Annotated in this window: 15 protein-coding genes and 1 riboswitch; of the genes, 12 read left to right on the forward strand and 3 right to left on the reverse strand. The window is 68.8% G+C overall.

The features are described 5' to 3' along the window. Positions 1-2: 2 nt before the first annotated feature. The 12 genes from cyoC (at position 3) to cobS (ending at position 9,749) form a co-directional block, all read left to right on the forward strand. Complete coding sequence (cyoC, locus tag EO081_RS05660) at positions 3-632, forward strand: cytochrome o ubiquinol oxidase subunit III (RefSeq protein ID WP_129340903.1); 630 nt, start codon at positions 3-5, stop codon at positions 630-632. After that, positions 629-997 (forward strand): cytochrome o ubiquinol oxidase subunit IV, encoded by a 369-nt coding sequence (gene cyoD, locus EO081_RS05665; protein WP_125959995.1) that lies wholly within the window; start codon positions 629-631, stop codon positions 995-997. Before cyoC ends, cyoD begins: the two co-directional genes overlap by 4 nt. After that, positions 994-1,707 (forward strand): SURF1 family protein, encoded by a 714-nt coding sequence (locus EO081_RS05670; RefSeq protein ID WP_183947824.1) that lies wholly within the window; start codon positions 994-996, stop codon positions 1,705-1,707. The genes cyoD and EO081_RS05670 overlap by 4 nt, the downstream gene beginning before the upstream one ends. Continuing rightward, the gene (locus EO081_RS05675) at positions 1,697-2,974 is read left to right on the forward strand and encodes an ATP-binding protein (RefSeq protein ID WP_129340904.1); all 1,278 of its coding nucleotides are present in this window, start codon (positions 1,697-1,699) and stop codon (positions 2,972-2,974) included. Before EO081_RS05670 ends, EO081_RS05675 begins: the two co-directional genes overlap by 11 nt. Next, positions 2,971-3,501: a response regulator transcription factor gene (locus EO081_RS05680; RefSeq protein WP_125959992.1), complete on the forward strand. Its 531-nt coding sequence runs from the start codon at positions 2,971-2,973 to the stop codon at positions 3,499-3,501. Before EO081_RS05675 ends, EO081_RS05680 begins: the two co-directional genes overlap by 4 nt. Positions 3,502-3,576: 75 nt before the next feature. Next, the gene (gene cobO, locus EO081_RS05685; RefSeq protein WP_129340905.1) at positions 3,577-4,182 is read left to right on the forward strand and encodes a cob(I)yrinic acid a,c-diamide adenosyltransferase; all 606 of its coding nucleotides are present in this window, start codon (positions 3,577-3,579) and stop codon (positions 4,180-4,182) included. 55 nt (positions 4,183-4,237) lie between these two features. Next, positions 4,238-4,422, forward strand: a riboswitch (cobalamin riboswitch). A 129-nt stretch (positions 4,423-4,551) separates the two neighbouring features. Next, positions 4,552-6,492, forward strand: coding sequence for a TonB-dependent receptor plug domain-containing protein (locus EO081_RS05690; RefSeq protein WP_129340906.1), 1,941 nt, complete (start codon positions 4,552-4,554; stop codon positions 6,490-6,492). Positions 6,493-6,504: 12 nt separating this feature from the next. After that, positions 6,505-7,050: a hypothetical protein gene (locus tag EO081_RS05695; protein WP_129340907.1), complete on the forward strand. Its 546-nt coding sequence runs from the start codon at positions 6,505-6,507 to the stop codon at positions 7,048-7,050. After that, entirely contained in the window at positions 7,047-7,457 is a 411-nt protein-coding gene (locus EO081_RS05700) for a DUF1636 family protein (RefSeq protein WP_183947825.1), read from the forward strand. The genes EO081_RS05695 and EO081_RS05700 overlap by 4 nt, the downstream gene beginning before the upstream one ends. Then, positions 7,454-8,470 carry a nicotinate-nucleotide--dimethylbenzimidazole phosphoribosyltransferase gene (gene cobT, locus EO081_RS05705; protein ID WP_129340908.1) on the forward strand — a complete coding sequence of 339 codons (1,017 nt, stop codon included), beginning with the start codon at positions 7,454-7,456 and terminating at the stop codon, positions 8,468-8,470. Before EO081_RS05700 ends, cobT begins: the two co-directional genes overlap by 4 nt. A 23-nt stretch (positions 8,471-8,493) precedes the next feature. Continuing rightward, complete coding sequence (locus tag EO081_RS05710) at positions 8,494-9,036, forward strand: histidine phosphatase family protein (protein ID WP_129340909.1); 543 nt, start codon at positions 8,494-8,496, stop codon at positions 9,034-9,036. After that, the gene (gene cobS / locus EO081_RS05715) at positions 9,033-9,749 is read left to right on the forward strand and encodes an adenosylcobinamide-GDP ribazoletransferase (protein ID WP_129340910.1); all 717 of its coding nucleotides are present in this window, start codon (positions 9,033-9,035) and stop codon (positions 9,747-9,749) included. The genes EO081_RS05710 and cobS overlap by 4 nt, the downstream gene beginning before the upstream one ends. Here cobS and EO081_RS05720 read toward each other — a convergent pair. From EO081_RS05720 to EO081_RS05730, 3 genes are read right to left on the reverse strand one after another with little or no spacing between them, the layout of a single operon-like run. Next, a complete protein-coding gene (locus tag EO081_RS05720; protein WP_129340911.1) occupies positions 9,726-11,189 on the reverse strand; it encodes a cobyric acid synthase in 1,464 nt (487 codons plus the stop codon). The two genes, cobS and EO081_RS05720, sit on opposite strands and share 24 nt — an antisense overlap. Beyond that, a complete protein-coding gene (cbiB, locus tag EO081_RS05725) occupies positions 11,177-12,115 on the reverse strand; it encodes an adenosylcobinamide-phosphate synthase CbiB (protein ID WP_129340912.1) in 939 nt (312 codons plus the stop codon). Before cbiB ends, EO081_RS05720 begins: the two co-directional genes overlap by 13 nt. Continuing rightward, positions 12,108-12,875, reverse strand: a complete 768-nt coding sequence (locus EO081_RS05730) for an aminotransferase class I/II-fold pyridoxal phosphate-dependent enzyme (RefSeq protein ID WP_311720439.1) — start codon at positions 12,873-12,875, stop codon at positions 12,108-12,110. Before EO081_RS05730 ends, cbiB begins: the two co-directional genes overlap by 8 nt. Positions 12,876-13,089 lie beyond the last annotated feature (214 nt).

Below are 13,089 nucleotides of genomic sequence, written 5' to 3' on the forward strand. Positions count from 1 at the left end.
CGATGGCCGAGGCCACCATTCCGCCCGGCGCCGAGGCGCCGATGTTCTACGAGCTCGACGAGCATCATCACGACGCCGGGTCCAGCACCATGCTGGGCTTCTGGATGTACCTGATGAGCGACTGCCTCATCTTCGCGATGCTGTTCGCCTGCTACGGCGTGTACAGCGGCAGCCTGGCTGGCGGTCCCGGACCGCAGGAGCTGTTCGACCTGAAGCTGGTCGCGGTGAACACCGCGATGCTGCTGCTGTCGTCGATCACCTATGGCTTCGCGATGATCGCAGCCGGCGAGCAGAACAAGGGCGCCACCCTCGGCTGGCTGGCCGCGACCGGCCTGTTCGGCCTCGCGTTCCTGGGCATCGAGCTCTACGAGTTCTCGCACCTGATCCATGAAGGCGCGGGTCCGTGGCGCAGTGCGTTCCTGTCGGGCTTCTTCACGCTCGTCGGCACGCACGGTCTGCACGTCACCTTCGGCATCATCTGGCTGGTGGTGCTGATGGTTCAGGTGAGCCGCGGCGGCCTGATCGCGGCGAACCAGCGCCGGTTGCAGTGCCTCTCGCTGTTCTGGCACTTTCTGGATGTCGTCTGGATCGGCGTCTTCACCTTTGTCTATCTGTTGGGAGTGCTGCGATGAGCGCGGAACCCGTCGCCCATCACGCCAGCGGCGAAGCACATGGCTCGCGCCGCGACTATGTGATCGGCTTTCTCCTGTCGGTCGTGCTGACGGCGATTCCCTTCGCGCTAGTCATGACCAACGCCTTTTCGGATCCGCGGGTGACCGCGGGCATCGTGACGGCGATGGCGATGGTGCAGATCGTCGTCCACATGATCTACTTCCTGCACATGAACACCAAGTCGGAGAGCGGCTGGACGCTGATGGCGCTGATCTTCACGATCATCATTGTCGTCATCGTGGTCGCCGGCTCGCTGTGGGTCATGTACCACATGAACCTCAACATGATGCCCGAGATGGCGTCCGAGGCCATGGAAGCGATGTGAAGCAGCGTGTCGCCCGGCTTGCGCTGGGCACGCTGATCTGCCTGGTCTTCGCGGCGCTGGTGGCGCTGGGGATCTGGCAGCTGGAACGCCGCAGCTGGAAGCTGGCGTTGATCGCACAGGTGGAGCAGCGACTGCACGCTCCACCTGTCGCGGCTCCGGGGCCGGAGGCCTGGAGCACCATCGGCGACGGGGACGTGTATACCCGCCTGGTGGCAAGCGGCCGGTATCGACCCGGCGCAGACACCTTCGTGCAGGCCAGCACAACGCTTGGTCCGGGCTACTGGGTGCTGACGCCGCTCGACACGGGCAAGTTCACGCTCATGGTCAACCGGGGCTTCGTACCGCCGGAACAGCGCGGCAAGGTGGCCGCGCCCCAGGGGCAGGTCGCCGTGGAGGGGCTGTTGCGGGCGACGGAGCCCGGCGGGGGCTTTCTGCGCAGCAACGACCCGGCGCAGGACCGCTGGTACTCCCGCGACATCTCAGCGATCGCCGCGAAGCGCGGGCTGGAGAACGTCGCTCCCTATTTCATCGACGCCACCGAACCCCGATCCGGATGGCCACGGGGCGGCCTGACGGTGGTGCGTTTCCGGAACAATCACCTGGGCTATGCCTTCACATGGTTTGGCCTTGCCGCCGGCCTGCTCATCATGGTGGGCGTCGCCCGCCGCTGGGGGCGGGAGGTCCAGGAGGCGCCGCCCCATGACGCGTAGTATCGCCTTTCGCGCCGACGCCGACGCGGCAAGCCGGAACCAGCGGCTGCTGATACAGCTTCGCTGGATCGCGATCGGCGGGCAGCTGACGGCCATCCTCGCCGTGCACTTCGGCTTCGGGATCGCGCTTCCGCTGAAGCCCATGCTGGTCACCCTCGGGCTGCTTCTCGGCCTCAACCTGTTCGCCCTGTTCCGCCGGGGCAGGGCGACGACCAACCTCCAGATGTTCGGCGCGCTGCTGGTCGATGTCGGGGCGCTCACGGTCCAGCTCTACCTGTCGGGCGGCTCCACCAACCCGTTCGTGACCCTCTACCTGTTGCAGGTGGTCATCGGCGCGGTGCTGCTGTCCGCCTGGTCGAGTTGGGCGCTGGTGGCGATGACCAGCGTCGCGTTTGCGGCGCTTGCGGTGGTGCACCGGCCTCTGCCGCTCCCAGCGGCTCTGGCGAGCGACCTGTCGCCGGCGTTCATGACGGCGAACTGGTTCAACTTCACGCTGACCTCGATCCTGCTGGTGGCGTTCGTGACCCGCATGGCGCGCAACGTCCGCGATCGGGATGCCCACCTGGCCGCCATCCGCCAGCGAGCAGCCGAAGAAGACCACATTGTTCGCATGGGGTTGCTTGCGAGCGGCGCCGCGCACGAGCTCGGGACGCCGCTCGCGTCGCTTTCTGTAGCGCTCGGCGACTGGAGGCAGGAACCCGCGATCGCCGAAAGCCCGCGTCTCGCGGCGGAGGTGGACGAGATGCGCGACGAGATCGCGCGCTGTAAGAAGATCCTGGGCGGCGTCCTGTTCGCCGCGGGCGAGGTCACCGGCGAGGCGCCGGTACGCACGAGCTTGCGTCGCTTCCTGGAAGGCGTCGTTGCGGATTGGCGCGGGAAAGGCCCGGTGCCGCTTCGTTTCGAGAGCCATCTGGGTCCAGACCGACCGATCGTCGCCGATCGTGCGTTGGCACAGGCACTCACCAATCTCTTCGACAATGCCGCCGAGGCTGGCGCGGGGTCGATCACGCTGGCAGCCGTGATGGACGGCCCCATATTGGTGCTGGCGGTCCGCGACGACGGCCGTGGCTTTCGGGAAGATATGTTGGGCACCGTCGGACAGCCGTATCGCAGCAGCAAGGAAGCGGGCGGCCTGGGGCTGTTCCTCGCCACCAACGTACTGCGCACGCTCGGCGGTACGCTGGAAGCACAGAACCGGCCCGGCGGCGGCGCGGAGGTGGTGCTGGCGCTGCCGATCGCTTCGCTTGCGCTGGAGGACACCGAATGACCGACCGCAGGCTCCTGATCGTTGAGGACGACGCCGTCTTCGCGCGCACGCTCGCCCGATCCTTCGAGCGGCGTGGCTATCAGGTGGAGGTCACGGCGGACCTGGAAGATCTGGCGGGCATCGTCGATCGGTTCGCGCCCGAGTTCGCCGTCGTGGACCTGCGTCTCGGCGGGGCATCGGGCCTTGCCTGCGTCGAGCAGCTCCATGCAGCGGACCCGGAGATGCGGATCGTGGTGCTGACGGGCTTTGCGAGCATCGCCACGGCGGTGGAGGCGATCAAGCTGGGTGCCACCAACTATCTGACGAAGCCCTCCCACACCGACGAGATCGAGGCGGCGTTCGACCGGCCCGGTGGCGACGCTCAGGTCGAGGTTTCCGCTACTCCCACGACGATCAAGACGCTGGAGTGGGAGCATATCCACCAGACGCTGGCCGCCAGCGACTTCAACGTGTCGGAGGCCGCGCGGCGGCTCGGCATGCATCGGCGCACCCTCGCTCGTAAGCTGGAGAAGCGCCACCTTTCCTGATCCGGCCGCCTCGTCGCCTTGACGATCGCGGTGCGCAGCGCGACGGCGGGCGCGAGTTGCTGTCAGGAGAGTGGGTTGGAGCAGGACAAGGACGCGCGCCACAACGCCAGGATGCGCAAGGTACAGCTTGCGCGCCAGGCGATGATGGCGACCAAGACGATCGAGAAGGGGCTGCTGATCGTCCACACCGGGCCGGGCAAGGGGAAGACCACTGCGGCGCTCGGCATGGCGGTGCGGGCGATCGGACACGGCATGAAGGTGGGCGTGATTCAGTTCGTGAAAGGCGCGATGGACACCGGCGAGAAGGCGGTATTCGACGCGCTTTCCGATCACATCGAGTTCCGCCAGATGGGCGAGGGCTTCACCTGGGACACCCAGGACCGCGCCCGCGACATCGCCGTGACCCGCACCGCCTGGGAAGAGGTGAAGCGGATGCTGGAGAATCCGGCTTACGATATGGTGATCGCCGACGAGCTCAACATCGTTCTGCGCTACGACTATCTGCCGGTGGAGGAGGTGCTGGAGGCCGCTGCGGCACGGGGGCCTCGGCAGCATTTCGTCGTCACCGGGCGCAACGCGCCACAGGCGCTGATCGACATGGCCGACCTGGTCACCGAGATGACGCAGGTCAAGCATCCGTTCCGCGACGGGGTGAAGGCGCAGGCCGGGATCGAATTCTAACCGCGCAGCCAACGCCGGGCGCGGAGCGCGATTGACCGCGCCCGGTGGCGGAGCTACCGGGCGGCTTGCGACAGGTTCCCCGGTAACGGGGATGAAAAGGGAACGGGAAAACCCCGGCTGCCCCTGCAACTGTACGCGGCGAGCCACCGCGCCATACGCCATTGGGAGTGATCCTGAGAAGGCGGCGAGGACCGGCTGAGACCCGCGAGCCAGGAGACCTGCCTGACGCAGTCGTCCTTCGATCGGTCAGGGTGCGCCGAACGGACGGGGAAACCCGAGCGACGACATCGTCAGCCTGCATGCTTGCGGGGGCGAGGGCGTGCGCCCTCTCCCGGCAAGCAGCGGGCGTTGCATGTTGAAGGGGGTTTCATGATCCGAGTTCTTGCGCCGTTGCCGCTGCTGTTTTCGCTTCCCGCTTTTGCGCAGGAGGCGCCGATCCCGGATGCCGCCACTGCTCCGGCGTCCGACGAGGTCGTCGTCACCGCGACCCGCACTCCGGTCGCTGCCGATCGGGTCGCCGCATCGATCACGGTGCTCGACAAGGAAGCGATCGACCAGGCTCAGGACCTGACCGTGGCAGGGCTGCTGCTCCGCACCCCGGGCGTCAGCCTGTCGAGCAACGGCGGCTTTGGTACCGCCACCTCGGTCCGCATCCGCGGTGCCGAGGGCGACCAGACCGTCGTCGTGATCGACGGCGTCAAGCTGAACGATCCGTCGTCCACCGGCGGCGGCTATAACTTCGCGAACCTGTTGGTGGGTGACGCTTCACGCATCGAGGTGCTGCGCGGTGTCCAGTCGATCCTGTGGGGCAGTCAGGCGATCGGCGGCGTGGTCAATGTCGTCACCCCGCTGCCGCAGAGTGATTTGGAAGGCAGCTTCGACGTAGAGGCGGGGTCGCGCGACACCGTGAGCGCCCGAGCGGCGCTGGGCGGGCAGACCGGCCCGCTGGCGTGGCGGGTCGGTGGCCAGACGTTCACCACCGACGGTGTCTCGGCAGTAGCGCCGGACTTCGGAGGCCGCGAGGCGGACGGCTATACGAACCAAAGCGCGCAGGGCCGCGCCCGGCTCGAGCTGGCGACCGGCGTCAGCGCGGAGGTGCGGGGCTATTATGCCAATGGACGCGTGGAGATCGACGGGTTCGCCGGCGACAGCCTGGAATATTCGCGCAACCGCGAGTTCGTGGGATATGCGGGCCTGAACGTCGACCTTCTGGGTGGCCGTCTGCGCAACCGCTTCGGCTACGGCTATACCGACACCAACCGCGACAACTACGATCCGGCGCGCGACCGGCCCAAGACGTTTGACGCGGCAGGCCGGAACGAGCGGCTCGAGTATCAGGGCAGCCTTGCGATCGCGACCGGATGGAACGCCGTGTTCGGGATCGAGAACGAGAAGTCGCGCTTCCGTTCCGTTTCGCCTTCCGGCGCTTTGTCGGACCCGGTGCCGGAGCCGGCACGCGGCACGGCGGAGCTCACCGGCGTCTTCGGGCAGGTCAACGGCGTGGTGGTCGACGGCCTCACCCTGACTGCGGGGCTGCGGCAGGATGACCACAACCGCTACGGCAGCAAGACGCTGTTCGCCGGAGGCGGTGCCTGGGCACTTCCGGGGGGCACCGTTGTTCGCGCCAGCTACTCCGAAGGCTTCAAGGCGCCGACGCTCTACCAGCTGTTCTCCGAATACGGGAACCAAGCCCTCAACCCCGAGCGCGCGCGAAGCTGGGAGGCGGGGGTCGAGCAGCGCCTGCTCGACCGGGCGGTGACGCTTTCGGCGACGTATTTCGAGCGCCGGACCCGCGATCTGGTCGAATATATCGGCTGCGGCGCCACGCCGGACCCGCTCTGCGTCATCCCCGGCACCGACATCGCGCGCTGGGGCTATTACGACAACATCGCCCGCGCGTTCGCCCGCGGGGTGGAAGCGACCATTGCTGCCCGCCTGGGGTCGCGAGTGACGGCCGACGCCAACTACAGCTGGACCGAGGCCGAGAACCGCTCGGCCGGCAGCGCCTACGGCAACTGGTTGCCGCGGCGACCCCGCCACACGGCCAATGCGTCCGTGACCTACAGCCTGCCGAGTGGCGCGTCTCTGGGCGCGGCGCTGCGGTGGGCCGGCAAGAGCTTCGACAATGCGGCGAATACAACGCGACTGGACGACTATACGCTGGTCGATGTTCGGGGCGAGGTGCCGCTGAGCCCGAAGGTGCGGCTCTTCGCCCGGGTGGAGAACCTGTTCGACGAGAACTATGCCACCGTCTACCGGTACGGCACGCTCGGCCGCAGCGTCTATGCAGGCCTGCGCGGCCGCTTCTGAGGGAAATGATCGATGACGACACCCCGTTCTTCGCAAGCTGCATCGGCGCTCTGGATCCTGTTGCTGACGCTGGCGAGCGTTGCGACCACCCTGGTGTTCAAGTGCGCGACTCCGTTCCCGGCGCTTGCCGCCGTGGCGGCGGTGCACATGCGGGCGAAGGACGGGGTCTCGCTCGCGCTGCTGGCGTGGGCGACGAGCCAGCTCGTCGGCTTCTGCTGGCTTGATTACCCTCTCACCGCCAACAGCCTCGGCTGGGGTGCGGTAATGGGGGTGGCGGCGATCGCCGGCGCGCTTGCAGCCCATCGGACCGCCGCGGCGTCGGGGGCGGGGTTCCCCACCCGGCTCGCGCTGAGCTTCGTTGCCTCCTTTGTCGCCTTCAAGGGGATGATCCTTCTCGGGACCGTGGTGCTGGATGGCGGAACCGCAGCCTTCGCCCCAGACGTGCTGCTGCGCCAGCTGGCGCGCAATGCCGCGGTGCTCGGGGGCTTGTTGGTTCTCCATCGTCTGCTCACCGGCCTGGGCGTGCCGCCCGCGCGGACGGAGCGTGCGCTCGCATGATCCTGAAGCCCGCGGCCACGGGGCCGGCGATCGTGGCGTGCAACACCTGCCGCATTTCCGGCGAGGAGCAGGCCGGCGGAAGCGACAAGCGAAGCGGCGCCCGCCTGGTCGAGGCACTGAGGGCCGTGCAGGCGAGCGACCCGGTCTATGAAGCCGTGGCAGTCGAGGAGATGCCTTGCCTCTTCGCCTGCGGGGACTCCTGCACGGTGCATCTGCGCGCGCCGGACAAGGTCGGTTACGTGCTCGGGCGCTTCACCCCGGACGAGAGCGCGGCACGCGCAATCCTGGACTATGCGGTCCTGTATGCCGGCAGCGATGGCGGCCAGGTGCCCTATCGTGATTGGCCGGAGGGCGTGAAAGGACATTTCCTCACGCGCATGCCGCCCGCCGGCTTCGTGGTGGCATGAGCGGCTTCTTCGCTTCGGTCGCGGCGTTCGAAGCGGCGCTGGAAAGCTTGCGGGGCATCGATGCGGCGGCGCGCGACGCTGCCGCCGCCCGGCAGGACGTCCTCACCAAGCCACCCGGATCGCTGGGCAGGCTGGAGGAGATCGCGCTGTTTCTCGCCGGGTGGCAGGGGCGCGAGCGTCCTCGGATCGAGCGGGCGCGGGTAGCGATCTTCGCGGGCAATCATGGCGTGGCGGCGCGGGGCGTGAGTGCCTTCCCGTCCGAAGTCACGGCGCAGATGGTCGCCAACTTCGAAGCCGGAGGCGCTGCCATCAACGCCTTGGCCCATGCGGCCGGGCTGGAACTGGTCGTCGTCCCGATCGATCTCGACCGCCCGACAAAGGACTTCGTCGAAGTTCCCGCCATGTCGGCCGAGGAGTGCCTCGCGGCGCTCAACCTGGGCGCAGCCGTGGTCGAGCCGGGTCTCGACATGCTGGTGCTGGGCGAGATGGGGATCGCCAACTCGACCGCGGCGGCCGCGCTGGCGGCGGCGAGCTTCGGCGGCGGTGCCCGCGAATGGGTCGGTCCAGGTACCGGCGTCCATGGCAGCGCGTTCGAAGCCAAGGTTGCGGCCGTGGACGCGGCCCTAACCCGCCACGCAAAGGCAGCATCGGGTGCCTTCGACATTCTTCGGCGACTGGGCGGGCGGGAAATCGCCGCCATTGCCGGGGCGGTGCTCGCTGCGCGACAGGCAGGCGTTCCCGTGCTGCTGGACGGCTTCATCTGTTGTTCCGGGGTGGCCCCGCTTGCGGCGACCAACCCGGACATCGTCGGACACTGCCTCGCCGGACATTGCTCGGCCGAGCCCGGCCATGGGCGGCTCCTCGATCGACTGGGGCTCGACCCGATTTTGTCCTTGGGGATGCGGTTGGGCGAGGGGAGCGGGGCTGCGGTTGCGGCGGGCGTGGTGCGCGCCGCCATCGCCAGCCACGACCAGATGGCGAGCTTTGCCGAGGCAGGCGTCTCCGAGGCGTGACGGCCCCGATCGATCTTCACCTGATGCGCCACGGCGAGCCGGCGCTTGCCGGCCGGCTTCTCGGCAGCACGGATTGTGACGTTCTTCCGGCCGGAGTGCGGGCGTGCCGTTCGGCTGCGGCCGGGCTGGCGTTTAGCCGGGTGATCGCGTCCGACCTGCGTCGCTCGGCAGACTGCGCCGCGGCGATCGCAGCGGATAAAGACGTTGCGCTGCGCCTCGACAGCCGCTGGCGGGAGCTTGATTTCGGACGCTGGGATGGGCGGAGCCCGGAAGACGTGGACGCTACCGCGCTGCGCGGGTTCTGGGACGATCCGGATGGGGCGTCGCCGCCTGGCGGAGAGCGTTGGTCGACGCTCCTCGCGCGCGTCGCCCAGGCCCTGGAAGAGGTCGAGGATGCCAGCCTGATTGTGACCCATGCGGGTGCCATGCGGGCGGCTTTGGTCGCTGCGTGCGGCTTCGATCGGCGCCAGAGCTGGGCCTTCGACCTGCCTTATGCCTGTGTACTCTCGCTCCGCCTCTGGCGTGGCGAGGCACCAACGGCACAGATCCTGGCGCTGCGCCCGTGAAGGGGCTGCTGCTGGCGCTCGGCTTCCTTACCCGGCTTCCCGTTCCATCCGGGGCCGCCAGTCCCGAAGCGTTCGCGGCGGCGATCCGCTGTTATCCGCTCGTGGGGCTGGTGGTGGGGGCGTTCGTTGCCGGAGCAGGGTGGCTCGGGAATCTCGCGGACCCGTGGGTCGGCGCGCTGGCGGCGCTTGTCTGCTGGGTCGCCGTCACGGGCGCGCTGCATCTCGATGGTCTGGCGGACGTCGCCGACGGCGTCGGCGCAGCGCACGGCGACCGTAGCCGCCTGGTCGCGGTCATGGCCGACCCTCATGTCGGCAGCTTCGGGGTGGCGGCGATCGTGTTGCAACTGCTGGCCAAGCTGATTCTGCTCCATGGCGCAGCGAGCGCTGGGGGGCTTCCCCTGCTTCTGGTGCCGTTTGCCGCCCGCCTGGGCCCGCTCGCCTGGGCGCGCTGGCTCCGACCGCTCAAGCGGGCTGGCTTGGGCGCAACCGTGGCGTCGGCGGTCCGCCCGCGCGATCTCTGGGGCTGGGGAGCCGTGTTGGCGGCCGCATGCGTCGGGGCGCCTTTCCTGGTCGTCACGCCGCTGCTGATCGCGCTTGCCGCGGCCTGGTTCCGGGCGCGCCTGGGCGGGATCACCGGCGACGCTCACGGTGCAGGAATCGAACTGGTCGAGACCGGATTGCTGGTGGCGCTAGTGGCGATCGGCCAGGCCTGACAGCGCGATCAGCGCATCGACGTCCACGTGCTGCTCCAACTGCGCTGCGATGCTGTCGAGCGCGCGATCGACGGAAGCGCTGTGGTCCGGGCCGCTGCCTGCCACGCCGACCCGCGCGAGCCACGCCCGCCGTTGCGCGGCGACCCCCAGCAGACCATGCACATAGCTTCCGGTCACCAGACCGTCCGCGCTCACTGCGCCGTCCGGCCGCCCGTCGTCGAAGCGTACCGCCGGTCGCTCCCGGTCGGGCCCAAAAGTCCTGCCGAGATGCATCTCGTAACCCTCGAACGCGGCCCCGTTGGCGATCCCGCGCACTATGGCCAGCGCCTTTTCGCCGCCGAGCACGGTATCGACGGCCAGCAATCCCAGTCCCTCCACCGTCTCCGGCGGGCCCTCGATCCCGTCCGGATCGGCGATGCTGCGGCCAAGCATCTGGTAGCCGCCACAGAGCCCCAGGACCGGGCGCCCACGCCGATGATGCGCGCGTATGTCGATGTCCCACCCTTGCGCGCGCACGAAGCGGAGGTCGGCGATTGTTGCCTTGGAGCCCGGGAGGACGATCAGCGCCGCCTCTGCCGGGATCGGCATGCCCGGGGGCACCATAATCAGTTCGACGTCCGGTTCGAGACGCAGGGGATCGAGGTCGTCGAAGTTGGCGATGTGCGCCGTGATCGGGCAGGCGATCACCACGCGACCCGCGCCCGGTGCGTGGGATTGCTGGAGGACAACCGCATCCTCGCTCGGCAGCTTGGCCGCATCCGCGAGCCAAGGGACCACGCCGAAACCGCGCCACCCCGTCCGCTCCGCGATCGCACGATAGCCATCGGCGAAGAGAGCCGGGTCACCGCGGAACTTGTTGACCAGGAAGCCCTGGATCATCGCGGCATCCTCCGGGTCGATCACCGCACACGTCCCGACCAGCGATGCGATCACGCCCCCACGGTCGATGTCGCCGACGAGCACCACCGGGACCCCGGCGGCACGCGCGAAGCCCATGTTGGCGATGTCGCCTGCGCGCAGGTTGATCTCTGCAGGCGAGCCGGCGCCCTCGATCACGACGATGTCCGCCTCTGCCTGCAACCGACGATAGCTCGCCAATACCGCGTCGAGCAGGCCGTCGCGTCCCTGGCGCCACTGTGCGGCCCTGAGAATGCCGCGAACCTGTCCGCGCACCACCAGCTGCGAGGTGCGATCTCCCTGGGGTTTGAGCAGCACCGGGTTCATGTCGACGCTTGCCGGAACGCGTGCGGCCAGTGCCTGGGTGGCCTGGGCACGGCCGATTTCGCCGCCTTCTGCCGTGACCGCGGCGTTGTTGGACATGTTCTGCGGCTTGAAGGGGCGCACGCGCAGTCCCCGATTGGCGAGTGCCCGGCAGAGGCCCGCCACCAGCACCGACTTTCCGACGTCGGAGCCGGTCCCTTGCAGCATCACGGCACCCATGCAACGGCTCCTGCAACGACCCAGAGAAACAGACAGGCGCGGCGATAGACGTGAAGCGCGCGCCGGAGGTCGCGGGGTTGCGGGTCGGGGAAGGCGCCGCCGATCCATGGCTTCGTGGCGACAACGCCGTCATAGGCGATCGGTCCCGCGAGGCGTACCCGCAAGACGCCGGCCATGGCCGCTTCCGTCCACCCGGCGTTGGGCGAGGCGTGACGGTGCGCGTCGCGCAGCATGGTCCGCCACCCACGCCCCCCCACGATACAGAGAGCGACGCCCCCCAGCCGCGCCGGCACGAGGTTCGCGATGTCGTCGGCCCGCGCCGAGGCCCAGCCGAACGCGCGCCATCGCGGCTCCCGATGGCCGATCAAGCTATCCGCGGTGTTGAGCGCCTTGTAAGCCCAAAGCCCGGGCAGCCCCAGCAGCAGAAGCCAGAAGAGCGGTGCGGCGACGCCGTCGCAGAAACTCTCCGACAGGCTCTCGATCGCTGCGCGCGTGATGCCCGGCTCGTCGAGCGCCGCTGTGTCACGCCCGACGATCCGTCCCACGGCGGACCGGGCACCCGGCAGATCACCCCGAAGAAGGGCAGCGGCCACCGACCGGACGTGATCGTCCAGGCTTCGCTGGGCGAGGCCGGGTGCCGCGATCAGGGCGATGCCGACCCAGGCATATGGGCCTAGAAGCGTCCGGATCAGAGCCTCGGCGGCCCATGCGCCCCCCGCTGCGGCCACAATGAGCACGCCGGCCGTCACAACGCCTGCAAGCCGCTTGTCGCGCTCCGATCGCTCGGGCTCGTTCCACCGCGTTTCGCACGCACCGATCAGACGTGCGAAGCCGCCGACCGGGTGACCGACGCGCGCATAGAGCCACTGCGGCCACCCGACGGCAGCGTCGATGGCAAGGGCGAGCAGGGCGACGGGCTCAGCGATCGGTCAGTGCCCGATCGAGCCGGGTCACAGCCTCTGCATTCGCGGGCAAGCCGATCCGCAACCAGTCGGGAGCATAGTCGAAGGGCCGGGTTAGGATGCCACGCTGCGCCAGGTGCTCGAAGATCACCGGTGCGGCAGGGGTTTCGATCAGGCGGAACAACGGGCACGAGCCTTTAGGATAGAGGCGGTGTCGCCGAAGCGTCTCGTCGAGTTCCTCGCACCGGGCCGCCAGTCGTCTACGCGTCCCCAGGATCCAGTCGGTATCGGCGTAGGCCGCCGTGCCCAGCGCGATCGCGGGAGCGGATACGGGCCAGCTTCCGAGCTGCTCGCGCATTTCGCCGATGAGGTCGGCGGCCCCGGACACGAACCCCAGACGTAGCCCGGCCAGGCCGAAGAATTTCCCGAAGGATCGGAACACCAGGACCCGGTCTTCCGGTGCGAGACGAGGCAGCACGCTTGCTTCCGGCGCGGCATCGGCGAAGGCCTCGTCGATCAGCAGGACGCCGCCCGCCCTGCCGAGGCGGCGGGCGAGATCCAGCAGCCGATCGGGAGGCACGAGGCGGCCGTCCGGGTTGTTGGGGTTCGCCAGGAGCAGGGTACCGCCGCCAACCTCGTCGATCCTGTCCGGAGAGATAGCGGTCGAGCCGGGCAGCGCTGCCGCATGGGTCCGATAACCGGGCGCGACGTGACGGTAAGGGCGCGGCAATCCGAGACGGCCGAGCAGTCGTAGCCCGAGCTCGGTTCCGGGGAGCGCCGCCACCGGCAGGTGCCTGGCACCAAATGCCGTTCCGGCGGTCGCTTCCAGCCTTGCGAGCGCCTGGGCGGAAGGAAGCGCTCTCAAGTCGATGGTCGAAGCGCTCGGCGCCTCCCAGGCATCCGGATTGATCCCGGTCGAGAGGTCGAGCCATGGCCGCGGCGCATCCGGAAAATATCGCGCCGCCGCATCGAGGCAGCCGCCGTGGAACATCAGTGCG

The sequence above is a fragment of the Sphingomonas desiccabilis genome (assembly GCF_004135605.1).
GTDB lineage: Bacteria > Pseudomonadota > Alphaproteobacteria > Sphingomonadales > Sphingomonadaceae > Sphingomonas > Sphingomonas desiccabilis.